Raw genomic sequence first — 23,542 nt, 5'->3', positions numbered from 1 at the left:
GGCGTGCCGGGCGGGCGGTCGGCGGGCGCGCGGGTCATCGCGGACCGCCCGGCGCGCCCGGCCCGGTCAGGGGGCGACGGCGAGGCGTGGGCGGGTGCGGACGGCCTTCTTCTCCGTCGCGCGGACCCGGGGGGCCGAGCGCGGCGGTTCGCTCAGACCGGTCCGGTACAGCCCGTACGCGATCCGCCGCCGGGCGGCGTCCTCCAGGGCGTCCCGGAGCGGGCCGTCGCGGAGGACCGCCTCCGGGCCCAGCAGGCCCTCGACGACCGCCAGGGCCCCGGCGGTGTCGCCGTGGGCCAGGCGGTCGCGGACGCCGTCGAGGGCGTCCGGGCGGCGGTGCGTCGCGTCGATGGCGCGCAGGCAGGGCAGCGGCGGCCCGCCCAGCGCGACCAGCAGTTCCTCCCGCCGGAGTTCGGCGGGCTCGTGGTCCAGCGGCGACAGGACGCCGTCGACGAGCGCGATCCCGTGCAGCGCCCCGCGGCACTCCACGATCCGGGGGCGTCCCGGGTCGTGGGGCGTCGGGGACGGGTGCGCGGGTGGCGTGAAGCCGGGCACGAGCGCGGCGGCGACCAGCGGGTGCAGCCGGTCCGCCTCGATCGCGCCCGCCCGCAGCAGTTCCAGGTCGGGCAGGGCCCGGGTCGCCGCGTCGGGCAGCACGGGCAGCGGGGCGCCGGTGCCGCCGCGTGGCGCGTCGGCGATCCGGACGGCCCCGGGCGCGGGGCCCAGGTCGAGGACGAGGCGCCGGCCCGCGGCCCGTACGCCCACCGGGCCGCACGGCCCTTCGCCCGATGGCCCTTCGCCCGACGGGCCTTCGGCCGCCAGCAGGATCCTGGCCTCGGCCTCCCACCGCTCGACGGCCCAGGGCAGGCCGTAGGCGCGCCGCGGCGCGTTCGTGAACCCCAGCGCGTCCTCCCAGGTGGGATCGGCGCCCTCGGGGCCGGCGCCGCCCAGGGTGGCCGCCACCCGGGCGAACTCCGCCCACGCGGCCTCCGCCGGAGTGGACTCCGCCCGCACCGACGGCAGCTGACCGGGCGGGTCCGGAGCGAGGTCCGCCGGACCCGCGTCCGCCCCCGACCTCGCCCGCAGTTCGCCGGCCCGCCGCGCGTCCCACAGGTGGCGGTGCAGGTCGAGCCGGAAGCGGCGGCTGGGGCGGGGGTGCGGATGGCGCGCGGTCGCGGCCACGCCCAGGGGCGACGCGGTGGCGGCGTCCCAGAGCGCGAGGCCGATCCGCTGGCCGCCGTCCGCCCAGGCCGGTGCCGTCCGCGCCACGAGGTGCAGGTGACCGGGCGGGCCGTCACGATCCGGCAGCTCGTACCGGGCCAGGGGGAGGGTGAGGCCCGGGCGCAGGAGCCCGTCCGGGGCGATCCGCGGCATGTGCCAGCGCAGCAGGTCGGGCGCCAGGTGCCGGAGATCGGACCGGATCCGGGTCGCCGCGTCCCGGCCGTGGGTACGCGCGAGGGACCTGAGGTCCAGGTCGACGTCGAAGCCCGCGGCGGCGCACGCCCCGGCCCAGTCGCCGACGAGGCGGCGGGCGGTCGCGGTTTCGATCATGGAGGCCGGCACGGCGAACTCGCGCACGCGCGGCCAGAAGGAGAAACGGGTCTCACCGTTCGCTTCATGAGTGAGCATCAGCACTCACCTTGAGCGGACGGGACCCCCAATCTGTGAACAGAATGAGTGGTCATCGCTGTGATCGTAGCCCGCCCCGACCGCCGCCGCCAGGCACTTCGGGGCGAGGGTACGGTCGCTGCTCCGGCGCACCGCGGCTGGCCGCTCCCCGTCGGGCGCCGGGCCCTCGCGGCGCTTCCGCCTCCCCACCCCGCGAATCATGCAGGCACGCTTGATTGTTTCCTCCCGTACTGCCAGGGTCTCCCCAAGCCGCACCGGTTCGAGCCATCCTGTCGCCACCGTCGTCACCGTCCGACCTCGAAGGGCCACGCATGGTGTTTCACAGCGAGTTCGCGGATGTTCCGGTCGTCTCCCTCCCCATCCACGACGCCGTCCTCGGCCGGGCCGCCGAGTTCGGCGACCTGCCGGCGCTGATCGACGGCACCGGCGGGGACGGGGCGCTCACCCTCACGTACGGGCAGATCGACGCCTTCCACCGGCGGGTCGCCGCGGGGCTCGCCGAGGCGGGGGTCCGGCAGGGCGACGTGCTCGCGCTGCACAGCCCCAACACCGTGCTGTTCCCGGTCGCGTTCTACGCCGCCACCCGCGCCGGGGCGTCCGTGACCACCGTGCATCCCCTGGCCACGCCCGAGGAGTTCGCCAAGCAGCTGCGCGACTCGGCCGCCCGCTGGGTCGTCACCGTGTCGCCCCTGCTCGCCACCGCCCGCGCGGCGGCCGAACTCGCCGGCGGCGTCGAGGAGATCTTCGTCTGCGACACCGCGCCGGACGGGGACGGGACCCGCTCGCTCCAGGCCTTCCTGGGCTCCACCGCGCCCGAGCCGGAGCTCACCGTGGACCCCGCGACGGACGTCGCGGCGCTGCCGTACTCCTCCGGGACCACCGGAGTCCCCAAGGGCGTGATGCTCACCCACGCCTCCATCGCCACCAACCTCGCCCAGCTCGAACCGTTCATGCCGATGGGCCCCGGCGACCGGATCCTCGCGGTCCTGCCCTTCTTCCACGTGTACGGGCTGACCGCGCTGATGAACGCGCCGTTGCGGCGCGGCGCCACCGTCGTCGTGCTCCCCCGCTTCGAGCTCGACGGCTTCCTCGCCGCCATCGAGCAGCACCGCATCAACGCCCTGTACGTGGCGCCGCCGATCGTCCTCGCGCTCGCCAAGCACCCGGCGGTCGCGCGGTACGACCTGTCGTCCCTGAAGTACATCGTCAGCTCCGCCGCACCGCTCGACGCGGCACTCGCCGAGGCCTGTTCGGCACGGCTCGGGCTGCCGCCGATCCTCCAGGCGTACGGCATGACCGAGCTGTCCCCGGCCACCCATCTGGTGCCGCTCTCCACCGAGAACCCGCCGCCCGGCACGGTCGGCAAGCTGCTGCCGGCCACCGAGATGCGGCTCGTCGCCCTCGACGACCCGGCGAAGGACGCCGGGCCCGGCGCGGAGGGCGAGATCGCCATCCGCGGCCCCCAGGTCATGAAGGGCTACCTCGGCCGGCCGGACGCCACCGCCGCCATGGTCGACGAGGACGGCTGGCTGCACACCGGGGACGTCGGGCGGGTCGACGAGGACGGCTGGCTGTACGTCGTCGACCGGGTGAAGGAGCTCATCAAGTACAAGGGCTTCCAGGTGCCCCCGGCGGAGCTGGAGGCGCTGCTGCTCACCCACGAGGGCATCGCCGACGCCGCCGTCATCGGCGTGACGGACGCGGACGGCACCGAGATACCGAAGGCGTTCGTGGTCCGCCAGCCGACCGCGGCCGGCCTGGGCGGCGAGGACGTCATGGCGTACGTGGCCGAGCGCGTCGCCCCGTACAAGAAGATCCGGCAGGTGGAGTTCATCGACACCGTGCCCCGAGCGGCGTCGGGCAAGATCCTGCGCCGGGAACTGAGGGACCGCGCATGAGTACGGACACGAGCCTCGTCGGCATCGCCACCGAGCGGGGGATCACCACCCTGACCCTGGACTCGCCGGCCAACCGCAACGCGCTCTCGGCGCCCCTGGTGACCGAGCTCGCGGACGCGCTCAGCGCGTGCGGCAAGGATCCCGGCGTCCGGGCGGTGGTCCTCGCCCACACCGGCGCCACCTTCAGCGCGGGCGCCGACCTCAAGGCCCCGCCGGGGCCGTACGCCTTCGTGGACCTGCTCCGGCAGATCGTCGCGCTGCCGAAGCCGGTGGTCGGCGTCGTCGACGGGCACGCGCGGGCCGGCGGCCTGGGGCTCCTCGGCGCCTGCGACATCGTCGTGGCGTCGGAGGGCTCGGACTTCGCGCTCACGGAGGTGCGGATCGGGGTGGCGCCCGCGGTCATCTCGCTGACGCTGCTGCCGAAGCTGGAACCCCGCGCGGCCGCCCGCCACTACCTGACCGGCGAACGGTTCGGTACGGCCCAGGCCCGCGCCATGGGCCTCGTGACGGCGGGCACGGAGGAACTGGACGCGATCCTCGACGGGCTGCGCGCGGCCTCCTCCCAGGGGCTGCGCGAGGCGAAGCGGCTGGTCACGGCTAAAGTCCTGGAGACCTTCGAGCGCGACGCGGAGGAGCTGGTCCAGCTCTCCGCCTCGCTGTTCGCCTCGGCCGAGGCGCGCGAAGGGATGACGGCCTTCCTCGAACGACGGGACCCGACGTGGCGGCTCTGACCGGCCCCAAGCAGGACAGGAGCCGCGCCACCCGGCAGCGGCTCCTGGAGGCGGCGGTGGCCTGCCTGGCCGAACACGGCTGGGCCGGCTCCACCGTCTCGGCGGTCGCCGAACGGGCCGGGGTGTCCCGGGGCGCCGCCCAACACCACTTCCCGACCCGGGAGGACCTCTTCACGGCCGCCGTCGAGTACGTCGCCGAGGAACGCTCCCAGGCCCTGCGCACCCTGCCGACCCAGAACCGCCGGGCGGTCGTCGGGGCCCTGGTCGACCTCTACACCGGCCCCCTCTTCCGCGCCGCCCTCCACCTGTGGGTCGCCGCCTCCAACGAGGACCAGCTCCGCGCCCGGGTCACCGAACTGGAGGCCCGGGTGGGCCGGGAGTCCCACCGGATCGCCGTCGAACTCCTGGGCGCGGACGAGTCCCGCCCGGGTGTGCGCGAATCCGTGCAGGGCCTCCTGGACATGGCCCGCGGTCTCGGCCTCGCCACCCTCCTCACCGACGACCGCGCCCGGCGCGAACGGGTCGTGGCCCAGTGGGCGGCCCTCCTCGACGAGGCCCTGGGCTGACCGCCCGCCCCGCCCCGTCCCCCCGCCCGGCACACCCCCGTCCGGACCCGCCCACCGCGTGGGCGCCCGCCCTTCCGGCGCGGCGGACCCGTGTCCGCCGTAGCGCGGACCGATCTCCTCCGGCGCACCGCCGGCCCGCCCCCGCCGCGCGGCCGACCGGCCTCCGCCGCGCGGCCGGCCGGCCCCTCCGGCACCGCCGGCCCGCCCCTCGCGTACCGCCCCGGCGCCCCGTCCCGCCACGCCCGCCCGCCGGCACGGCGGGGTCCTTCGGCGTGACGGGACAGACACCGCGGGACCGCCGCCGCCCCTCCGGCCCCGCAGTACGCTTGTCGCATGCTTTCGCTCGTACGTCGCCGCCACGTGGATCTCCTCCGCGTCGCGAGCATGGGCTGTCCGGGTTCTCACTGACCCCTCGCCCCACCCCTCTCGTACACCCCCCGCGGACGCACACCATGAGTTATCCCTCGCAGCTCCCCATCGTCGACCTCTCCGCCGCCGACCGAGGCCCCCAGGCCCGGCGTCTGCTGCACGCGCAGCTTCATTCCGCCGCCCATGACGTGGGCTTCTTCCAGCTGGTCGGGCACGGCGTGACCGAGGCCGAGAAGCAGGCGCTGACGTCGGCGATGCGGGCCTTCTTCGAGCTGCCGGAGGCGGAGCGGCTGGCGCTCGACACCACGTACTCGCCGCACTTCCGCGGGTACACCCGGATCGGCGACGAGCGGACCGGCGGGGCCCGGGACTGGCGGGACCAGCTGGACATCGGGGCCGAGCGGCCCGCCCACGTGCCGGCGGCGGGGGAGCCCGCGTACTGGTGGCTGCAGGGCCCGAACCAGTGGCCCGAGTCGCTGCCCGAACTGCGGCTCGCCGCGCTGAACTGGATCGAGCGGCTCTCCGGTGTCGCCGAGCGCCTGCTGCACGAGCTGCTCGCCTCGATCGGCGCCCGGACGGACTACTACGACGCCGACTTCGGCGCGCACGCCCACCCGCACCTGAAGCTGGTCCGCTACCCGGGCAGCAGCGGCGAGGGCGACGACCAGGGCGTCGGCGCGCACAAGGACTACGGCTTCCTGACGCTGCTGCTCCAGGACGACGTGGGCGGTCTCCAGGTGCAGCGGGAGGACGGCCTCTTCCACGACGTGCCGCCGTTGCCCGGGGCGTTCGTGGTGAACCTGGGCGAACTGCTGGAGGTGGCGACGAACGGGTATCTCGTCGCCACCAACCACCGCGTGGTGTCACCGCCCGGGGCGACGAAACGGTTCTCCGTCCCGTTCTTCTACAACCCGCGGCTCGACGCCCGGATCGCCCCGCTGGAGTTCCCGTACGCCGCCGCCGCGCCCGGTGTCACGGCCGACCCGGCGAACCCCCTGTTCGCCGAGTACGGCTTCAACGAGCTGAAGGGCAAGCTGCGCGCCCACCCGCTGGCGGCGGCCCGGCACCACGCGGACCTGCTGGTCAAGGACGGTCAGCCGGCGATGTCCGTGATGTCGGAGTAGCCCTCGATCTCGCGCGGGTTCCGCTGGCCGGGGCCCGTGTAGCGGGCGGACGGACGGACCAGGCGGCCGGTGCGCTTCTGCTCCAGGATGTGCGCCGACCAGCCGGCCGTCCGGGCGCAGGTGAACATCGACGTGAACATGTGCGCCGGGACCTCGGCGAAGTCGAGGACGATGGCCGCCCAGAACTCGACGTTGGTCGCCAGGACCCGGTCGGGGCGCCGGTTGTGCAGCTCCTCCAGGGCCGCCTTCTCCAGGGCCTCCGCCACCTCGAAGCGCGGCGCGGCGAGCTCCTTGGCGGTACGGCGCAGGACGCGGGCGCGGGGGTCCTCGGCGCGGTAGACGCGGTGGCCGAAGCCCATGAGGCGCTCGCCCTTGTCGAGGGCCTGCTTCACGTACGCCGTGGCGTCGCCGGTGCGCTCGATCTCCTCGATCATGCCGAGGACGCGGGACGGCGCGCCGCCGTGCAGCGGGCCGGACATGGCGCCGACGGCGCCGGACAGGGCGGCGGCCACGTCGGCACCGGTGGAGGCGATGACGCGGGCGGTGAACGTGGAGGCGTTCATGCCGTGCTCGGCGGCCGAGGTCCAGTAGGCGTCGACGGCCTTGACGTGCTTCGGGTCCGGCTCGCCGCGCCAGCGGATCATGAAGCGCTCGACGACGGACTGCGCCTTGTCGATCTCGCTCTGCGGCACCATCGCCAGGCCCTGGCCGCGCGCGGACTGGGCGACGTAGGAGAGGGCCATGACGGCGGCGCGGGCGAGGTCCTCGCGGGCCTGCTCGGCGGAGATGTCCAGGAGCGGTTTCAGGCCCCAGACGGGCGCGAGCATGGCGAGCGCGGACTGCACGTCGACGCGGATGTCGCCGGAGTGCACGGGGATCGGGAACGGCTCGGCGGCCGGCAGACCGGGGTTGAAGGCGCCGTCGACGAGCAGGCCCCAGACGTTGCCGAAGGAGACGTGACCGACCAGGTCCTCGATGTCGACCCCGCGGTAGCGGAGGGCGCCGCCCTCCTTGTCGGGTTCGGCGATCTCCGTCTCGAACGCGACGACTCCTTCGAGCCCGGGTACGAAGTCGGACATGAGGCGGCTCCTGATTTCACGAGAACGACTGATCGATGATCAATCATTCGGGCGTTGGCTGGTGGAGGGCAACAGCGATCCAGGGGAAGAGTCTGTACGGTTCCGATGATGCGGGGAAAGGTGACATCCGGCACACTGCGCCGAACCGGCGAGGAAGGATTGGCGCCACGCGATGCGGGGCACACTCCGCCGCTACGGCAGGATGGGCCCGTGACCGACGCTCTCGATCCCGCCGACATGCGCGAGGTGTACCGGACCATGGAGCTGACCCTGGCCGACCTCGCACCCGAACCGATCGAACAGTTCGCGCGCTGGTTCAAGGAGACCGCCGACAGTCCGGCGATCCACGAGCCCAACGCGATGGTCGTCTCCACCGCCACCCCCGACGGCCGCCCGTCCTCCCGCACGGTGCTGCTCAAGCACTACGACGAGGACGGATTCGTCTTCTACACCAACTATGCCTCGCGCAAGGGCGAGGAGCTGGCGGCCAACCCGTACGTCTCCCTGCTCTTCCCCTGGCACCCGCTGGCCCGCCAGGTCATCGTCACCGGCCGCGCCGCCCGAACCGGCCGCGACGAGACGGCCGCCTACTTCCGCACCCGCCCGCACGGCTCGCAGCTGGGGGCGTGGGCCAGCCACCAGTCCTCGGTGATCGAGTCGCGCGCCGAGCTGCTCGCCCGCTACGAGGAGCTGGCCGCCCGCTACCCGGAGCGCGAGCAGGTGCCGGTGCCGCCGGAGTGGGGCGGCTTCCGGGTCGTGCCGGAGACGGTGGAGTTCTGGCAGGGGCACGAGAACCGCCTGCACGACCGGCTGCGGTACGTACGGGAGGGCGGATCCTGGCGCGTGGAGCGCCTCGCGCCCTGACGGGCCGCCCCGCCCCGGGCCCCGGAAACGCAGGCGACCCGTGGGCCTGGGTCCCGTCCGCCTAGGTTCGGACGGGAGCCGGCCGGACTGACCGGCGGCCCACGGGTCGGGTGACTGCGTTGGTGTTCGGCAGAAGGCCTGCCGAGGTGCACAGAGTGCGACGGCAGGCCTTAGCCCGCAGTCACCTCACGAGTCCGAAAAGAAACCATTTTTTCGGATCACCTCCTTTCGCGTGTGACCACACCATAGGAACCGCTCCGCTCCTCCTTCAACCCCTTTTTTTCGGTGTCACGCTCCGATGCGACCCCGATGCGCTCCGGATAGCCCGCGCAATACGGGGCCCGATACGGCGCTCGGGTTGGCTCGGTGGCACGAGTTCACCGACGAGCGGGGGAGTCATGGGCAGCACAGTGGTGCAGAAGTTTGGCGGCAGCTCGCTGGCCACCACCGGACACCTGCGCCGGGTCGCCCGCAGGATCGCCCGCGTCGCCGCGTCCGGCCGGCGCGTCGCCGTCGTCGTCTCGGCGCAGGGCAAGACCACCGACAACCTCCTCGGCACCGCCGGCGAGATCAACCCCGACGCCGACGGCCGCGAGCTCGACCAGCTCCTCGCCACCGGCGAGGCGGCCTCCGCGGCCCTCATGGCCATGGCCCTGCAGCGCCTCGGCACCCCGGCGACCGCCCTCGCGGGCGCCCAGACCGGGATCCTCGCCTCCGGACCACCGGGCGCCGGCGTCATCGTCGCCATCGACACCGAGCGCGCCGTGCGGCTCCTCGACGCCGGCCAGGTCGTGGTCATCGCCGGCTTCCAGGGCGTCGACGCGGCCGGCGACATCATCACGCTGGGCCGCGGCGGCTCCGACACCACCGCCGTCGCCGCCGCGGCCGAACTCGGCGCCACCCACTGCGAGATCTACACCGACGTCCCCGGCGTGCTCACCGCCGACCCCCGCCTGGTCCCCACGGCCCGGCTGATGCCCCGGCTCGACATGGACGTCATGGCGGAAATGGCCTTCGCCGGCGCGAAGGTCATGCACTCCCGAGCGGTCGAACTCGCCGCGCTCTGCGGCCTGGACATCCACGTCGGCCACTCCGCGGCCCCCGAGGTCGGCACCCGTATCCACGCCACGGACGGAGACACCATGCTCGAGACCCAGGCCGCCGTGATGGCGGTCGTCCACGACCAGGACGCGGCCCGCGTCACCGTCCGCACCGCGCGGACGGCGGAGAACCCGGCGCTGACCGTCTTCCGCGCGCTCGGCCAGCAGGCCGTACCGGCGGACATGACCTCGGTGCACGAGGAGCGCGGCGGCGGCCACACCATCGGCCTGACCGTGCCGCACACCCGGGTCGCGGCGGTACGGGAGTTCCTCGCCGCACACGCCGCCGACAGCGCCGACGCGCTCACCGTGGACGACACGGTCGCGAAGGTGTCGATCGTCGGCAAGGGCCTGCTCAGCCGCCCCCAGTACGCGGCCCGGATGCTGTCCGCGCTCACCGACCGCGGTATCAGCGCCGGTGCCTTCTCCGCCTCCCAGCTGCGCATCTCGGTGACCGTGCCGCGCGCCGAGGTGGACCGGGCGGTCCGGCTGCTGCACACCGAGTTCGAGCTCGACGGCTCGCCGGACGACACCCCGCTGACCCTCGCGAGCCGCACGTGAGCCACACCCGCGTGAGCCGCCCGCATCCGAGCCACCCGCACCCCGCCCCCCTCTGGGAGAAGAACCGATGACCGAGCAGTTGTCCTTCGCCCGCCGCTTACGGCTGCGGAGGCTGTACCGCCACGCCCCGGACCGGCTCCTCGTCGTGCCGCTCGACCACTCCGTCACCGACGGCCCCGTGACCGGCGGCAGCCGGGTCGGCGCGCTCGTCGGCGACCTGGCCCGCCACCACGTGGACGCCGTCGTGCTGCACAAGGGCGCGCTGCGGCGGATCGACCCCGAGTGGTTCGCGCACACCTCGCTGATCGTGCACCTGAGCGCCAGCACCGTGCACGCCCCCGACCCCAACGCCAAGTACCTGGTGGCGGGCGTCGAGGAGGCGCTGCGGCTGGGCGCCGACGCGGTCAGCGTGCACGTCAACCTGGGCGCCGACGAGGAACGGCAGCAGGTCGCGGACCTGGCGGCGGTGGGCGACGCCTGCGACCGCTGGAACGTGCCGCTGCTCGCGATGATGTACCCGCGCGGCCCCAAGATCGACAACCCGCGGGACCCCGCCCTGGTCGCCCACGCGATCCAGCTCGCCGCCGACCTCGGCGCGGACATCGTGAAGAGCCCGTACGTCGGCTCCGTCGAGGCGATGCGCGACGTCACCGCCACCGCCGCGGTCCCGGTCATCGTGACCGGCGGCCCCCGCAACGACGACGAGGCGGCCACCCTCGCCTACGTCGAGGACGCCCTCAGCGGCGGTGCCGCCGGCATCGCCATGGGCCGCAACGTCTTCCAGGCCCCGAACCCGGGCGCCCTCACCGACAAGCTTTCCGACCTCGTACACGGACGGCGCACCACCGCCTCCACCCCGCCGCACCACCCGCACCGCGTTGCTCAGACGACTCGCTGAAGCGCAAGCAGACCGACAGATCAGGAGAGTTCCGTGAAGATCAGCTGGCTCGACATCCGTTCGCTCGGCGAGGCCCGTGAGGCGATCCTCCAGGAGGCCCTGCACCACCGTGTGGAGGCGGTCGTCGCCGACGACACCGCGCACCTCAAGGACCTGCCGCCGACCATCACCAAGGTCCTGTTCCCGCAGAACAAGCCGCTGCCGGAGGACTTCGGCGACGCGACCGTCGTCATCGTCGACCCCGCCAAGCACGGCGTGACCCCGGCCGAGCTCGCCCTGAAGCACCCCGAGGTGGAGGTCGGCCGCTTCGTCGAGATCATCGACGCGCCCACCCTGGAGGACGCCTGTGAGTCGGCGCGCACCGAGAAGTGGAGCGTGCTGCTGTTCCGCGACCCCACGAAGATCCCGCTGGAGATCGTGATCGCGGCGGCCGCCCGGTCCACCGGTTCGCTCGTCACCGTCGCGCAGGACGTCGAGGAGGCCGAGATCATCTTCGGCGTCCTGGAGCACGGCTCGGACGGCGTCATGATGGCCCCGGCGAAGGTCGGCGACACCGCCGCCCTGAAGCGGGCCGCCGAGGCCGACGTCCCGAACGTCAACCTCACCGAGCTGCGCATCGTGGAGACCACGCACATCGGCATGGGCGAGCGGGCCTGCGTCGACACCTGCACCCACTTCCGCGAGGACGAGGGCATCCTGGTGGGCTCGCACTCCAAGGGCATGATCCTGTGCGTCAGCGAGACCCACCCGCTGCCGTACATGCCGACCCGCCCGTTCCGGGTGAACGCCGGCGCGATCCACTCGTACACGCTGGGCAAGGACGAGCGCACCAACTACCTCAGCGAGCTCAAGGCCGGCAGCAAGGTCACCGCGGTCGACGTGAAGGGCAACACGCGTCTGGTCACGGTCGGCCGGGTGAAGATCGAGTCCCGTCCGCTGATCTCCATCGACGCCGAGGCCCCCAACGGGCAGCGGGTCAACCTGATCCTCCAGGACGACTGGCACGTCCGGGTCCTCGGCCCCAACGGCGTCGTGCTCAACAGCACGGAGCTGAAGCCGGGTGACGTCGTGCTCGGCTACCTGCCGAGCGAGGACCGCCACGTCGGCTACCCGATCGACGAGTTCTGCCTGGAGAAGTAGTCCCGCGCGGTGAGCTCCCGGCCGTGCCACCCCTCGCGGGTGGCACGGCCGGGGCCGTCTCACACGGTGGCCGAACCGGCCCGCACCTCAGCCGCCGGTACGGCCGGCGAGCGCCGCACCGCCCGGCTGAGGAGCACCGCGACCGCGCCGAGCAGGCCGGCCGCCGCGAAGACGAAGAAGCCCCAGCGCCCGTGGCCGTGGGAGAAGAGATAGCCGCCCAGCCAGGGGCTCAGGACGGCGCCGAGCCGGCCGACCCCGGCCACCCAGCCGAGCCCCGGGGCCCGCAGAGCCGCCGGGTAGAAGCCACCCGCCACCGCGTAGACCATCGTCGAGGCGCTGTAGAGCCAGATCCCGGTCACGGTGACGACGACGTAGGTCACCGGCACCGGCATCCGCACCGAGAGCAGCAGCAGGGAACCGGCCGTGAGCACGAACCAGGTCCCGGCCACCGGTACGGCGCCGAACCGGGAGGCCACCCAGCCGGCCAGCAGCATGCCGACGATGCCGCCCGCGTTGACCGCCATCAGGAAGCCGACCGAGGAACCGAGGCCGTAGCCCGAGACCCGCATCAGCTGCGGCAGCCAGGTGCTCAGGCCGTACACGAGCATCAGACCGCAGGCGGAGGCCAGCCACAGCAGCAGCGTGGACGCGCGGTGCTCGCGGCCGACGAGCGCGGCCACGGCCCGCCGCCGCTCCCCGGACCGCCCCTGCTCCGCCCGGCCCTTGTTCGCCAGGACGGTGGGCGACTCGGGCAGGAAGCGCAGCAGCAGCGGTACGGCGACGAGCGCGGGCAGCACGCCCGCGGCGAAGGCCCAGCGCCAGCCGTACGCGGGGGCCAGCGACAGGCCGACGCCCGTCGCGGTCATGCCGCCCGCGTGGTACGCCGACATGAGGATGCCGGTGGCCAGCGGCACCCGGCGCTCGGGCGTGAACTCGGCGACGACGGCGAGGCACACGGGGATGAGCCCGCCCAGGCCGAGGCCGGTGAGGAAGCGTCCGGCGCCGAACACGCCGATCGAGCCGGCCGCCGCGCAGACGCCGGAGCCGGCGGAGAAGGCGAGGACGCAGCCGACGAGCACCGGGCGGCGGCCGATGCCGTCGGTGAGGCTGCCGCAGCCGAGGGCACCGATCAGCATGCCGAAGGTGGTCCAGCTGCCGATGGTGCCGGCGGTCGCCGCGTCGAGACCGAACGCGGGGTCGTCGAGCATGTACGGCAGGCCTGCGCCGTACACCATGACGTCGAAGCCGTCGAAGAAGACGGCCGCCCAGCACAGGGCGAGGACGGCCACGGGGGAGTGTCTTCGGGCGAGCACGATTACCTCCACAGGGTGGGGAGACACGAAGGCGCCGGACTCCGGCCTCCGGGGAGACCGAGGTCCGGCGCCTGCCGGGTGTCACTTGTCGTAGCGGTACCACTTGGTGTGGTCGATCAGGTCCTTGGGCGTCATGGTGTGCCAGGGACCCAGCGAGGTGTTGAGGTCGGGGACGTCCTGGGTGGGCTGGATCGGCAGGTAGGGCGGGACCTCGGGGTTCCGGGCCTGCCAGAGGGCCCAACAGCGGTCGATCATGCAGTGGTTGAGGAAGAACACCGGGTCGTTGGGCGAGCCGATGTACATCATGTGGCCGCCGACCCACACGTGACCGGCCGCGTGCAGCTTGCCGGCGCTCTCCTCCCAGGCGAACTTGGTGTAGCCCTCCAGGTGGTTGCGGAAGCTCGCGTACGGCGGCTCGCTGCCCGCGGTGTGGTTGAACGGCGCCGAGTCGTACACCTTCAGGTTCAGGGTGTCGTCCAGCTGCTTCGGGGTGGGCAGCTTGTCGGTCAGGGTGCCCATGTCGCGGACCAGGAAGTCCCGGTCGTCATGGGTGTAGTTGCCGTTCAGGGCCGGGTTCTCGTCACCGACGGGGATGACGCTGACGTTGAGGACCCAGCCGTTGTCACGGGCGAACGGGCCGGTCATGACCCGGCGGTCGCCGGGGCGCCCGTTGCCGCCCATGAAGTTGTCGGCCCACAGCGGGGAGTCCACGCCGTGGTCGATGGACCAGTCCCAGTAGGGGAGGGTGACCCGCGGGTCGACCTTCTGCAGCTCCCGCTCGAAGCGCAGCAGGTACTGCCGGTGCCAGGGCAGGAAGCCGGGGTTGATGTGGCCGAGCCGCTTGCCGGTGATCTTGTCCAGGTAGTCCTGGGAGTTGACGCGTATGTGCAGGTCGACGAAGCGGTCGTAGATGCCTCTCCGCTTGATCTCCTTGACCGCGTGGATGAATCGGCGCTTCTCCTCGGCCGTCATGTCGAGGTGGTTCTTGCGTACGTGCACCATGGCGGAGCTCCGTTTCGGGACGGGCGGGTCAGGCGGGCGTCGTGGCGTCCATGACGTGGGCGCCGTGGACGTTCGGGAGCAGGTGGGCGCCGCGGAGCTCCTCGACGGCGCGACGTGCGGCGACCAGCGGGGTCGGCGCCATCTCGTAGTGGCACAGCGAGCTGAGGTAGGCGTCGTCGGCGAACTTCATGAGGTGCAGCGGGCGCCCGTCGATGTACACGCCGCCGCCGGCCGCGGCGGACGCGACCCGGATGGTGCGGCCCTGGTACGTCTCGGTGTACTCGCCCCCGGCGGCGGCGCCGGCGGCCTGGGCGGGGACCTCGTCGGCGCCGACGGCGCCGGTGGCGAAGGGGACCGCGGCGGCGGAGGCGGCGAGGGCCGCGCCGGCGGTCAGTTTGACCATGTCGCGTCGCTTGATGGACACGCGTGATTCCTCTCTGAGGGGGACGGATCCGGAGGGAACGATTCAGCGGGAGCGGTGCGCGGGCGGGTCAGGAGGCCGCGGCCACGACGCCCTTGGGCTCCAGCAGGAACTGCGTGTAGTTGTCGTCGTGCGGGATGCCCGGCACCGCGGTCCACGGCAGGACCGCGCCGCGCGTGACCTTGCGGACGCTCGGCTCGCGCACGGCCGCGTCGACCAGCTCCTCGTCCTCGGTGAGCAGGTTGAGGGCCAGCGACCCGCGCAGCGGGGCGACCCCGTCGGCGGGCGTCCAGGGCGCCACGACCACGAACGGGAACGGCAGCTCGGTGCCGACCGCCGGATGGTCCACCCGGTCGACGGACAGCACCAGCGGCCGCAACAGCTGCGAGCCGTCGGCGAGTTCGACGACGGTGTCCTTGCCCGCCGGGTCGTGGCCCGCGCTGTGGTCGGTCACGCCGGGTGCCGCCCGCAGCTCGTCGACCTGGCGCCGGATCCGCGCCGCCCGCTCCCGGTCGGCGACCAGGAGGGTGGCGCCGGCGGTGGTCACGGGCACGCTGGGCAGGGCGGCCAGCCGCCGGGCGAGCGCGTCGGCGACCTCGTGCACCGGGCGGGTGGTCAGGACCGCCGAGAGGTTGGTGCAGCGGGTGCCGCCGTCGAAGGACGCCGAGAGCGCCAGGTGCGCGACGGTCGGCTCGTCGGCCTCGGCGTCCAGCAGCGCCTTCGTACGGCCCGGGCCGCGCACGGCCACGGACTCGTCGCCCTGCCAGCGGCGTACGGCGCTGTCCCCGCCGTAGACGATGCCGCGGTCGGCCTCCTTGAGCAGGAACTCGCCGGTCTCGTGCGAGGCGGGCAGGAACGCCAGCTTGTGCGCGGGCAGTCCGGCGGTGAGCAGCGCCCTGGTCAGGCGCAGCGGGGTGAACGGGTCGCGGCTGCCGGGCTTCACGGCGACGCTGTAGCCGTGGAAGAGCGCCTGCGCCCACGTGACGTTGGGCGTCGGGTGGTTGCTGGCCATGACGGCGGCGAAGACCCGGCCGCGCGGCACCCAGCGGGTCGCGAAGCCGGCGCCGAAGCCCGTACCGGGCAGCTCGGCGGCGGTCGTCTCGGACAGCTCGCGCAGCTCGTCCACGAGGTCGCGGACGGACTGGGCGACGGCGGCGGCCGTGAGCCCGGTGGCGTACGAGACGCGGTCGGCGTAGGCCTCGGGCGACTCGCCCTCCAGGACGGCCTCCTCGAAGAGCTCGGCCGCCCGGTCGAAGACCTCCTGGGCGACCGGGACGCCGTCGGCGTGGGTACGCAGCTCGCGCAGCGCGGCGAGCGCCATGAGCCGGGGGGCGGCGCCGACGTCGGCGAGGTCGCCGCCGCGCACGTCGGGCAGCCGGCCTCGGTCGGAGCTGGTGACGGACCGGCCGCAGACGAGCGGGTCGACGGCCAGGAGCGGCTCACTTGTCATCAGTAGACCCCCTCGATGACGCGCACGTCGTCGACGGCGCGGTAGGTCTGCACGTCGGCGAGTCCGTCCACGGGGGAGCCGGGGCGCGGGGCGATCCGGATCGCGCTGTCGCGCTCCAGGACGTTGGGCAGGAACATCTCCTCGGCGACCAGGTGCAGCCGGACCCGGCCGCGCTCCCCGTAGGCCACGGGCTCTCCCCGGTCGTCGACGAGTTCCAGGCGGGTGGTGGCCGGGTACGGCTCGAAGACGCACGGGTGGCTGTCGCCGGGGGCGGCCGGGCGCTGCGGGGCGACGCCCATCAGGCTGTTGCCGTAGACGCCGACGACGGCGGCGTCCGGGAAGAACTCCTGGTCGAGCATCCGCAGGCTCTCGGCGCTGATGGAGGTGCCGGCCCAGATGACCGCCTTCACGTTGCTCCGCACCAGCTCGTAGAGCTCGGGGCGGGCGCAGATGGCCTCCAGGAGCGGCGGGGTGGAGCTGAGGACGGCCACCTTCTGGCTGGTGAGGATGGTCTCGGCCTGGTCCAGCAGGTGCTGGACGTAGCGCTCCGCCTCGTCCTCGCGGCCGTCACCGAGCAGCCGCTTCACCCAGCGCGGGTCCAGGTCGACCGTGTGGAAGAGGGCGCCGGACAGGGCGGCGTAGCGGGACACGTCGTAACCGATGACGTGCGGGCCGCTGGGGCCCAGGTGCAGCCAGTCGCCCTCGGCGGGCACCCCGCTCTCGATGAGCCGCTGCCGGGCCCACACGAGGAGTTCGGCGCGGGCGGCGCTGTCGACGATCCGCTTCGGGGAGCCCGTGGTGCCGCCGGAGTCGTACACGCGGAAGACGCGGTCGGAGACCCCGCGCGGGATGAGGTCGCCGACGGGCACCGTGCGCAGCTCGGCGCTGACGTCGGGGAACCGGGTCAGGTCGGCCAGGCCGCCGACGTCGGTGAGCGGGTCGAAGCCGAGGCTGTCGCGCTTGGCGAGCCAGAACGGGGAGCCGGTGTCCGCACCGAAGTGCCAGGACATCAGCTTCCGTATGTGCAGGTCGAATTCCGTGGTCGGGGAGTCGGTCATGACGAGTACTGGTCTCCTTCAACGCGAAGAGGCGCCGACGAGCCCATCCTTCGGTCGGCGCCTATCGCGGCTGTATTGGTGGTGTTTCGGCGCCGGGCCCCGTGAGGGACCCGGCGCCGGGTGGGACGTCGGAGCGGGGCTCCGGATCAGGCCTTGGCCGTGCCGCCCCCGGAGCGCAGGGTGAGCGCGGACACCGCGGCGATCAGCGGGAAGACCGCGACGACCGCGAGCACGGTGGTCAGGTCCATCGACTTGACCAGCGCGCCGGCGGTGGCGCTGCCGACGCCGCCGCCCACGAAGAAGGTCAGGTTGAGCAGGCCCATCGCGCCGCCGCGCAGGGCGGGTTCGACGTGCGCCGACATCAGGGCGGTGGTGATGACCTGGGTGACGGCGAAGCCGGCGAAGCCGAGCGAGGCGCCGACCAGCAGCGGCGTCGGGTTGGTCGTGGCGGCGGTCAGCGCCAGCACCACGGCCATCGCGAGGGCGATCAGGCTGAGCATCACCGCACCGGCCTGCCCGCCGGCGAACTTGCCGGCGAAACGGGACAGCACGGCGCCGACGGCCGCGCCGGGCAGCAGCCAGGAGCCGACGGCGAGGACGCTCCAGCCGTGCCCGCCGACGAGGATCTGCGGCACCAGGTACATGGCGGCGAAGAGGCCCGCGTAGGCGCCGACGCCGGTGATCGAGGCGCGCAGGAACACGCTGTCGGCGACCAGGCGGCGCGGCACGAACGAACCCTCGGTGGTCCGCACCCGCTGGATCAGGCCACCCAGGGACACCAGGAGCGCGGCGGCGAGGGCGATCACGACCGACGTGGTCAGGCCGAGCGAGTACGACTGGATGAGGAGCAGGAAGGACATGGCGGCGACGGTCAGGAGCACCGCGCCGGGCAGGTCGAGCTTGCGCCCGCTGCCGGCCCGGACCGAGGCGGCGCGCAGGCACAGCGGCACCGCGAGCAGCGACAGGGCGGGCAGGACGAGGGCGATCCGCCAGGTCACCCACTGCGTGAACACACCGCCGGCGAGGGTGGCGCTGGCGGAGAAGACCGCCATCGTGGCGCCGAATCCGCCCAACACCTTGGGCCGGTCCTCCGGCGGAGCTCCCGCGGACAGGGCGAGGGCGCCGGAGGTCATGGCGCCGGAACCGGCGGCGAGCACGAAGCGGCCGCCGACGAGGACGCCGATGTTCGGCGCCAGCAGGCAGATCACGGTGCCGACGGCGAGCACCACGGAGCCGATGAGCAGCGAGGTGCGGACGCCCTTCGAGTCGGCGAGCCGTCCGAAGAGGGCGGTGCCGACGCCGAGCGCGAGCGCGTGGGCGGTGAGCACCCAGGCGGCGGTGGCCGGGGTGGCGGACAGGGCCTTGGCGACGTCGGGCAGGGCGACGCCGGCGGCGGTGACGCCGAAGACGGCGGGCCCGAACAGGGCGCCGTAGCGGAGCCCGGCTGACCGGGCGCTGAGGACGGCGGCCGGCTGTCCGGAAGTGGTGGACACGGCCTGGTCGGTGGTCATGGGTCTCCTCCTACGGAGACGAGCGGGGTCGCGGGTCGGTGGACGGGGAAGGGACGGGAACTGCGGGGGAGCAGGGGGAGCCGGTGGTGCGGAGGCGGCAGGGGAAGCCGGGGGAGCCGGTGGTGCGGAGGCGGCAGGGGAAGCCGGGGGAGCAGGGGAAGCAGGGGAGTCACGGGGGAAGGGGGCCGGGGCGGGCCCGTCCGGGGGTGCGGGCCCGGCCCGGCCGGTCGGAGGGCTCAGGCGGCGCCGTCGGGGAGCAGCGCGTGCCCGAGCCGGAACGTGTTGTGCGGGTCGTAGTGCTTCTTGACCTGCAGCAGCCGGGCGAAGGTCGCCCGGTCGAAGCACTCCGGGGCGGAGCCGGAGGTGTCGGCCCCGGCGAGGAAGTTGAGGTAGCGGCGCCCGGTGGACCAGCCGGAGAGCGGCCGCAGCACGACGTCGGGGGAGCCCGGCAGGGAGAGCGTGGACAGGGTGTACGCCCCGTCGCGGCCCACCGCGTTGGCCACGGCCGGCGGCCGGGACAGCGCCCCGCCGAGGTGCCGGAGCTCCACCATCGGGTCGGTGCAGCCGCTGTCCGGGCCGGCCGCGGCGAGCAGGGCGTCCAGGGCGTCCTCGTCGAGGTCCCGCAGCACGATGTTGCGTTCGTGGTACGGCAGCGGCTCGGTCGGGTCCTGGTGGATCTCGGCGACGTCCCGGTAGGGCATCTCGGCGACGGTGTCCGCGAGCAGCGTGCCGGCCTCGCGCAGCGGGCGCAGCAGCTCCTCGCCGTCCTCCTGGGTGCCCGTGAACGCGATCCGGATGTGGACGGCGAGTTCGCCGGCCGGGTGCCCGGGAACCTGGTGCAGTTCGGGCAGCCGGAGCAGGGCCACGGAGGAGGTCAGGGTCTCGGGCACGGTCCGCGTCCAGGTCCGCCAGGCGTCGAGCACGGCCGCGGCCTGCGCGCCGGAGAAGTAGAGGCCGCCGCCGTAGAGCCGGGCGACGGGGACCAGGCGGAACTCCAGGGCGGTGACGATGCCGAAGTTGCCCTTGCCGCCGCGCACCGCCCAGAACAGGTCGCCGTCCGACTCGGGGGTGACCGTGCGGTGCCGGCCGTCGGCGGTGACGAGGTGCACCCGGGTGACGTGGTCGGCGGCGTAGCCGTAGAGCCGGCCGAGCGGGCCGAGGCCGCCGCCGAGGGTGTAGCCGACGACGCCGACCAGGTGCGAGGAGCCGTTGAGCGGCGCGAGGCCGTGGTACGCGGCGGTCGCGATGACCTGGTGCCACTGGGCGCCGGCCTCGACGCGGGCGATCCGGGCGATCGGGTCGACGGCGACGGCGTTCATCCGGTGGGTGGTGACCAGGAGCGCGTCCTCGGCGGGGGCGGCGATGCCGTGGCCGGTGGCCTGCACGCCGACGGGCAGCCCGAGTTCGGTGGCGATGCGGACGGCGGCGACGACGTCCTCGGCGGCGACCGCGCCCACCACGATCGCCGGACGGTGCCGGCCGATCCGGTTGAAGCCGTCGAGCTCGGCCTCGTACCCCGGGTCGTCCGGGAGGAAGACCTCGCCCTTCACCTCGGAGACGAGCCGGTCCACCGCGCTGTCCGGGATGACGGAGTACTGAGGCTGGCGAGCCATGGACGGCCCCTCTCTCTGCGTACGGCCCTTGAGTGCCGTGCCTGGATGCGCCTCCGAGTCTTTCCGGGACGGGCGGGGCGCCCCATCCCCTGCGGAGGAGGGACTTCGCGCCGGCCGCCCCCCTCAGCTGAGGGGGGAAGCCGGTCAGCGGCGGATGCGGCCGGCGGCGGCCGGCTGCCCGAAGAGGAGGGCCTCGTCGGGGTAGGGGTGCTGGGCGGGCCCGTCCAGCAGCCCGCCCCGGTCGGTGGTCGTCTTGTCGGTGGCGCCGAGGATCAGGCTCTCGATCGACTGGAGCCGTTCGCCGGGGACGATGCCGAGCTCGTCGCGGAAGCGCCGGTGGGTGTCGCGGAACAGTGCGAGGGCGTCCGCGGTCCGTCCCGAGCGGTAGAGGGCGATCATCAGCTGGGCGATGAGCGTCTCGCGGAACGGGTGCTCGGAGACGTGGTGGGTGAGCTCGCCGAGGACCCGGCGGTGGTAGCCGAGCCCCAGCTCCAGCTCGTAGCAGTCCTCCAGGGCGGAGTGGTAGTCCTCGTGGTACTTGAGGGCCACCGTGTCGAGCAGCGGGCTGCCGAGCCCTTCGCCGAGAGGCCCCCGCCACAGGGCGAGGGCCTCTCGGTAGAGCAACGCCAGTTCGAGGTCGGGGCGGTCGGCCGCCTCGCCTCTGGCCCGGGATATCAGCTGTCCGAAGCGGTGCAGGTCGATGCCGGACTCCGGGGTGCGCAGCCGGTAGCCGGTCTTGTGGGTCTCGATGGTCGCGGGCACGTCGCCGGACGCGAACTGACGGCGCAGCGAGGACACGCAGATGCGGATCTGGCTCCGGGCGGTGGCGGGCGGCGCGTCCCCCCAGATCGCCCGGATGAGGCGGTCGACGCCGACCACGCGGTTGCCCTCGAGTAACAGCATCGTCAGCAATATGCGCTGCCGGTTTCCGCTGAGCTTCACCTCGCCGTGCGCACCGTGCACGACAAGGGCCCCCAGGGCGTGAAAAGTCGTCGGTTCTCTGGTCATGGATCTTCCCCCAAGATCGGATTGCCAGTGGAATGGACGTTGGTCTGACGGCCGTTCACCAGCTGGGCAGCAACTTTATTGCCCAGCCTTCCGGCGTAGCCAGTCTGTGGCTGATTTCCCTACCCAAAGATGTCAATTCGTCGAGAACCCGTGCGCGGTCGAGCGTTCCGGCGTCCAGCGCCCGCAGGCCCGATCGATTGGCCAGCTCGATCACCCGGATCTTGGCCGGTTCGTCGTCGGCCGCGACGAATATGTCGACGGGATGCCCGTCGATCAGGCCACGGTAGATCGACTCCGCGTCGCCGGCGGCGCAGGCCCGCACCCAGGAGGCGCCGGGCACCGCCGCCATCAGGTCGCACATCTCGGTGCCGTACGGCTCGGAGCCGTACGCCCCGGTCCCGTACGCGTCCGTCCCGTGGGCATCGGTCCGCGGTGCCGTCACCTCCACGAGCACCTTCCCGGCGAGCAGACCGTGGTGGGAGCGCAGGAACTCCAGGGACTCGGCCCGGTCCACGGCCAGGATCACCAGTCCCGGCTGCAGCGCGGCCCGGACGGTGGCGGCCACGACGGACCCCGGGGCGCCGGCGGACGTCTCGCGGGCGACCCGGCGCGCCCGGCCGGCGCTGCCGTCGGCGAGCCGCACGACCGATCCGGCCAGCGCGGCCCGGCGGGCCATGGCCCTGCCCATCGCGCCCGCGCCGATGATGCCCACCCTCATACGTGTACCCACCGCCTGCCGAGAAGTCGCTGTCCGAAAGAGCTTCGTAGAGTCCCGTCGGTGCCCTGCCGGAATGCGTGCCCATGAATTTTCTCGCAGGGGGTCCTCCGTTTCATCCCCCCTTTCGAGGGGGTTGCGCGAGAACCCGTCCGGTCTTCAAATGGACGCCCTTGCGGCGGCTTAATCCCGCGTTAACGCCGGCCCGGTTTCGAACCCCCTCAAGTGAGGGGTTGGCGCTCCGCCCCGGTCCTGTCAGGATCGGGGGGTGACCAGTGCCGGCCGCGTTTCACGCGCCTCCCGAATCGAGATCGGTCGCGCCGAGCTGCTCGCGCGGGCGGCGAAGAGCGACGACGCCCTCGGCATGTTCGCCGAGGCGTCCCAGCACGTCCGCCGGCTCATCCCGTACGACGCCGCCGTCTGGCGCGTCACGGACCCGGAGACCGGCATGATGGCCGCGCCCATCCGCGCGGAGAACCTGGACGAGCACGGCTGCGCCGTCTACTGGGAGACCGAGCTCTTCACCGAGAACGTGAACCTGTTCCGCGACCTCGCCCAGGCCAAGGTGCCGGTCGCGGGCCTGCGCCAGGTCACCGGCGACCTGCCGGCCCGCAGCAGCCTCTACCACTCCTTCATGAAACCCCGCGGTCTGCAGGACGAGTTGAGGGCCGTGCTGCGCATCGGCGGGCGCCCGCACGGTCACATCAGCCTCTTCCGCGCCCACGGCAGGCCCGCCTTCGGCCCCGCCGAGACACGGCTCGTCGAGAGCCTGGTCACCCCGCTCGCCCGCCGGCTGCGCTCCTTCGCCGGCACCGCCCCGCAGCAGCTGCCGGACTCCCCGCACGGCCCCGGCCTGCTGCTCTTCGACGCCTCGGGCGCGCTCCTCTCGGCCAACGACGACGCCCGCGCCCACCTCGCGGACCTCCCCGAGGGCCCGGCCATCGCCGCCGCCGGACTCCGCGTCCCCGCCTGGGTCCAGGCCACCGCGCTCAAGGCCCGCGCCATCTCCCAGGACCGCGACCGCGGCCACGCCCGGGTCCGGGTACGTACCCGGACCGGCCACTGGCTGGTCTGCCACGCCTCCTGCCTGCGCGAGGCGGACGGGCGCCTCGGCCCCTCGGCCGTCGTGATCGAGCCGGCCAAGACCTCCGAGATCGTGCCGCTGATCGTGGACGCCTTCGAACTGACCGAGCGGGAGACCGAGGTGACCCAGTGCATCGCGCGCGGGCTGCCCACCGGGAAGATCGCCGAGCAGCTCCACCTCTCCCCGCACACCGTCCGCGACTACATCAAGGGCGTCTTCGAGAAGGTCGGCGTCTCCAGCCGGGGCGAGCTGGTCGGCAAGCTCTTCACCGAGTACTACGCGCCGTTCGCGGAGAAGGGGATCGTCCGCGTCCACGGCGAATGACGTCGTGCGGCGGGGAGTTGGTCCCCGTTTCCCCTCGGTTTCCCCGAAAGGCCTGTGTCCTGGGTCACGTTCCAGTTGAATGAG

The 23,542-nt window shown here is 73.4% G+C and carries 21 protein-coding genes; 10 read left to right on the top strand and 11 right to left on the bottom strand.

The features are described 5' to 3' along the window. Nucleotides 1-66: 66 nt before the first annotated feature. Entirely contained in the window at nucleotides 67-1,629 is a 1,563-nt protein-coding gene (locus ACIRQF_RS21875) for a hypothetical protein (RefSeq protein ID WP_404094202.1), read from the bottom strand. Between the two features lie 311 nt (nucleotides 1,630-1,940). On the opposite strand from ACIRQF_RS21875, the gene ACIRQF_RS21870 reads away from it, so the two are divergent. The 5 genes from ACIRQF_RS21870 (at nucleotide 1,941) to ACIRQF_RS21850 (ending at nucleotide 6,317) form a co-directional block, all read left to right on the top strand. Further along, nucleotides 1,941-3,527 (top strand): 4-coumarate--CoA ligase family protein, encoded by a 1,587-nt coding sequence (locus ACIRQF_RS21870; protein ID WP_404094199.1) that lies wholly within the window; start codon nucleotides 1,941-1,943, stop codon nucleotides 3,525-3,527. Beyond that, the gene (locus tag ACIRQF_RS21865) at nucleotides 3,524-4,258 is read left to right on the top strand and encodes an enoyl-CoA hydratase family protein (RefSeq protein ID WP_376633007.1); all 735 of its coding nucleotides are present in this window, start codon (nucleotides 3,524-3,526) and stop codon (nucleotides 4,256-4,258) included. Before ACIRQF_RS21870 ends, ACIRQF_RS21865 begins: the two co-directional genes overlap by 4 nt. Further along, a complete protein-coding gene (locus tag ACIRQF_RS21860; RefSeq protein WP_376633009.1) occupies nucleotides 4,246-4,824 on the top strand; it encodes a TetR/AcrR family transcriptional regulator in 579 nt (192 codons plus the stop codon). The genes ACIRQF_RS21865 and ACIRQF_RS21860 overlap by 13 nt, the downstream gene beginning before the upstream one ends. A 333-nt stretch (nucleotides 4,825-5,157) precedes the next feature. Next, the gene (locus tag ACIRQF_RS21855) at nucleotides 5,158-5,232 is read left to right on the top strand and encodes a putative leader peptide (protein WP_376633250.1); all 75 of its coding nucleotides are present in this window, start codon (nucleotides 5,158-5,160) and stop codon (nucleotides 5,230-5,232) included. 44 nt (nucleotides 5,233-5,276) lie between these two features. Continuing rightward, on the top strand, nucleotides 5,277-6,317 hold the full coding sequence (locus ACIRQF_RS21850) for an isopenicillin N synthase family dioxygenase (RefSeq protein WP_376633011.1): 1,041 nt from the start codon (nucleotides 5,277-5,279) through the stop codon (nucleotides 6,315-6,317). Here ACIRQF_RS21850 and ACIRQF_RS21845 read toward each other — a convergent pair. After that, nucleotides 6,287-7,396 (bottom strand): citrate synthase 2, encoded by a 1,110-nt coding sequence (locus ACIRQF_RS21845; protein WP_376633012.1) that lies wholly within the window; start codon nucleotides 7,394-7,396, stop codon nucleotides 6,287-6,289. The two genes, ACIRQF_RS21850 and ACIRQF_RS21845, sit on opposite strands and share 31 nt — an antisense overlap. A gap of 237 nt (nucleotides 7,397-7,633) precedes the next feature. Here ACIRQF_RS21845 and pdxH point away from each other — a divergent pair, with 237 nt between their 5' ends. The 4 genes from pdxH to griH all read left to right on the top strand — a co-directional run bounded on the left by pdxH (nucleotide 7,634) and on the right by griH (nucleotide 11,959). Next, entirely contained in the window at nucleotides 7,634-8,260 is a 627-nt protein-coding gene (pdxH, locus tag ACIRQF_RS21840) for a pyridoxamine 5'-phosphate oxidase (RefSeq protein WP_376633252.1), read from the top strand. A 398-nt stretch (nucleotides 8,261-8,658) separates the two neighbouring features. Then, nucleotides 8,659-9,921 carry an aspartate kinase gene (locus ACIRQF_RS21835; RefSeq protein ID WP_376633014.1) on the top strand — a complete coding sequence of 421 codons (1,263 nt, stop codon included), beginning with the start codon at nucleotides 8,659-8,661 and terminating at the stop codon, nucleotides 9,919-9,921. A gap of 67 nt (nucleotides 9,922-9,988) precedes the next feature. Beyond that, entirely contained in the window at nucleotides 9,989-10,819 is an 831-nt protein-coding gene (locus ACIRQF_RS21830; protein WP_376633016.1) for a 2-amino-3,7-dideoxy-D-threo-hept-6-ulosonate synthase, read from the top strand. Between the two features lie 33 nt (nucleotides 10,820-10,852). Further along, entirely contained in the window at nucleotides 10,853-11,959 is a 1,107-nt protein-coding gene (gene griH / locus ACIRQF_RS21825; protein ID WP_376633017.1) for a 3-amino-4-hydroxybenzoic acid synthase, read from the top strand. Nucleotides 11,960-12,018: 59 nt separating this feature from the next. Here the strand turns inward: griH and ACIRQF_RS21820 are convergent, their stop codons facing one another. The 9 genes from ACIRQF_RS21820 to ACIRQF_RS21780 all read right to left on the bottom strand — a co-directional run bounded on the left by ACIRQF_RS21820 (nucleotide 12,019) and on the right by ACIRQF_RS21780 (nucleotide 22,053). After that, nucleotides 12,019-13,272 carry an MFS transporter gene (locus ACIRQF_RS21820; RefSeq protein ID WP_404094194.1) on the bottom strand — a complete coding sequence of 418 codons (1,254 nt, stop codon included), beginning with the start codon at nucleotides 13,270-13,272 and terminating at the stop codon, nucleotides 12,019-12,021. 81 nt (nucleotides 13,273-13,353) lie between these two features. Then, complete coding sequence (griF, locus tag ACIRQF_RS21815; protein ID WP_376633021.1) at nucleotides 13,354-14,274, bottom strand: grixazone synthase; 921 nt, start codon at nucleotides 14,272-14,274, stop codon at nucleotides 13,354-13,356. Between the two features lie 28 nt (nucleotides 14,275-14,302). Continuing rightward, on the bottom strand, nucleotides 14,303-14,698 hold the full coding sequence (locus tag ACIRQF_RS21810; protein WP_404094190.1) for a tyrosinase family oxidase copper chaperone: 396 nt from the start codon (nucleotides 14,696-14,698) through the stop codon (nucleotides 14,303-14,305). 67 nt (nucleotides 14,699-14,765) lie between these two features. Then, complete coding sequence (locus ACIRQF_RS21805) at nucleotides 14,766-16,145, bottom strand: aldehyde dehydrogenase family protein (RefSeq protein WP_404094187.1); 1,380 nt, start codon at nucleotides 16,143-16,145, stop codon at nucleotides 14,766-14,768. After that, nucleotides 16,145-17,203 (bottom strand): phenazine biosynthesis protein, encoded by a 1,059-nt coding sequence (locus ACIRQF_RS21800; protein ID WP_404094184.1) that lies wholly within the window; start codon nucleotides 17,201-17,203, stop codon nucleotides 16,145-16,147. Before ACIRQF_RS21800 ends, ACIRQF_RS21805 begins: the two co-directional genes overlap by 1 nt. Before the next feature lie 146 nt (nucleotides 17,204-17,349). After that, nucleotides 17,350-18,714, bottom strand: a complete 1,365-nt coding sequence (locus tag ACIRQF_RS21795) for an MFS transporter (protein ID WP_404094181.1) — start codon at nucleotides 18,712-18,714, stop codon at nucleotides 17,350-17,352. A 236-nt stretch (nucleotides 18,715-18,950) separates the two neighbouring features. Further along, a complete protein-coding gene (locus tag ACIRQF_RS21790) occupies nucleotides 18,951-20,327 on the bottom strand; it encodes an FAD-binding oxidoreductase (protein WP_404094179.1) in 1,377 nt (458 codons plus the stop codon). 144 nt (nucleotides 20,328-20,471) lie between these two features. After that, nucleotides 20,472-21,335 carry a BTAD domain-containing putative transcriptional regulator gene (locus ACIRQF_RS21785; RefSeq protein ID WP_382479168.1) on the bottom strand — a complete coding sequence of 288 codons (864 nt, stop codon included), beginning with the start codon at nucleotides 21,333-21,335 and terminating at the stop codon, nucleotides 20,472-20,474. Between the two features lie 55 nt (nucleotides 21,336-21,390). Further along, nucleotides 21,391-22,053: an NAD(P)-binding domain-containing protein gene (locus ACIRQF_RS21780; protein ID WP_376633033.1), complete on the bottom strand. Its 663-nt coding sequence runs from the start codon at nucleotides 22,051-22,053 to the stop codon at nucleotides 21,391-21,393. A gap of 265 nt (nucleotides 22,054-22,318) precedes the next feature. Between ACIRQF_RS21780 and ACIRQF_RS21775 the strand changes: the two genes are divergently transcribed. Next, nucleotides 22,319-23,458, top strand: a complete 1,140-nt coding sequence (locus tag ACIRQF_RS21775; RefSeq protein ID WP_376633034.1) for a LuxR C-terminal-related transcriptional regulator — start codon at nucleotides 22,319-22,321, stop codon at nucleotides 23,456-23,458. The last annotated feature ends 84 nt before the right edge of the window (nucleotides 23,459-23,542 follow it).

This window comes from Streptomyces sp. NPDC101191 (assembly GCF_044767915.1).
Classification (GTDB): Bacteria; Actinomycetota; Actinomycetes; order Streptomycetales; family Streptomycetaceae; genus Streptomyces.
Note: the sequence above shows the minus strand (reverse complement) of the source record. Positions and strands in the feature narration are given on the sequence as shown.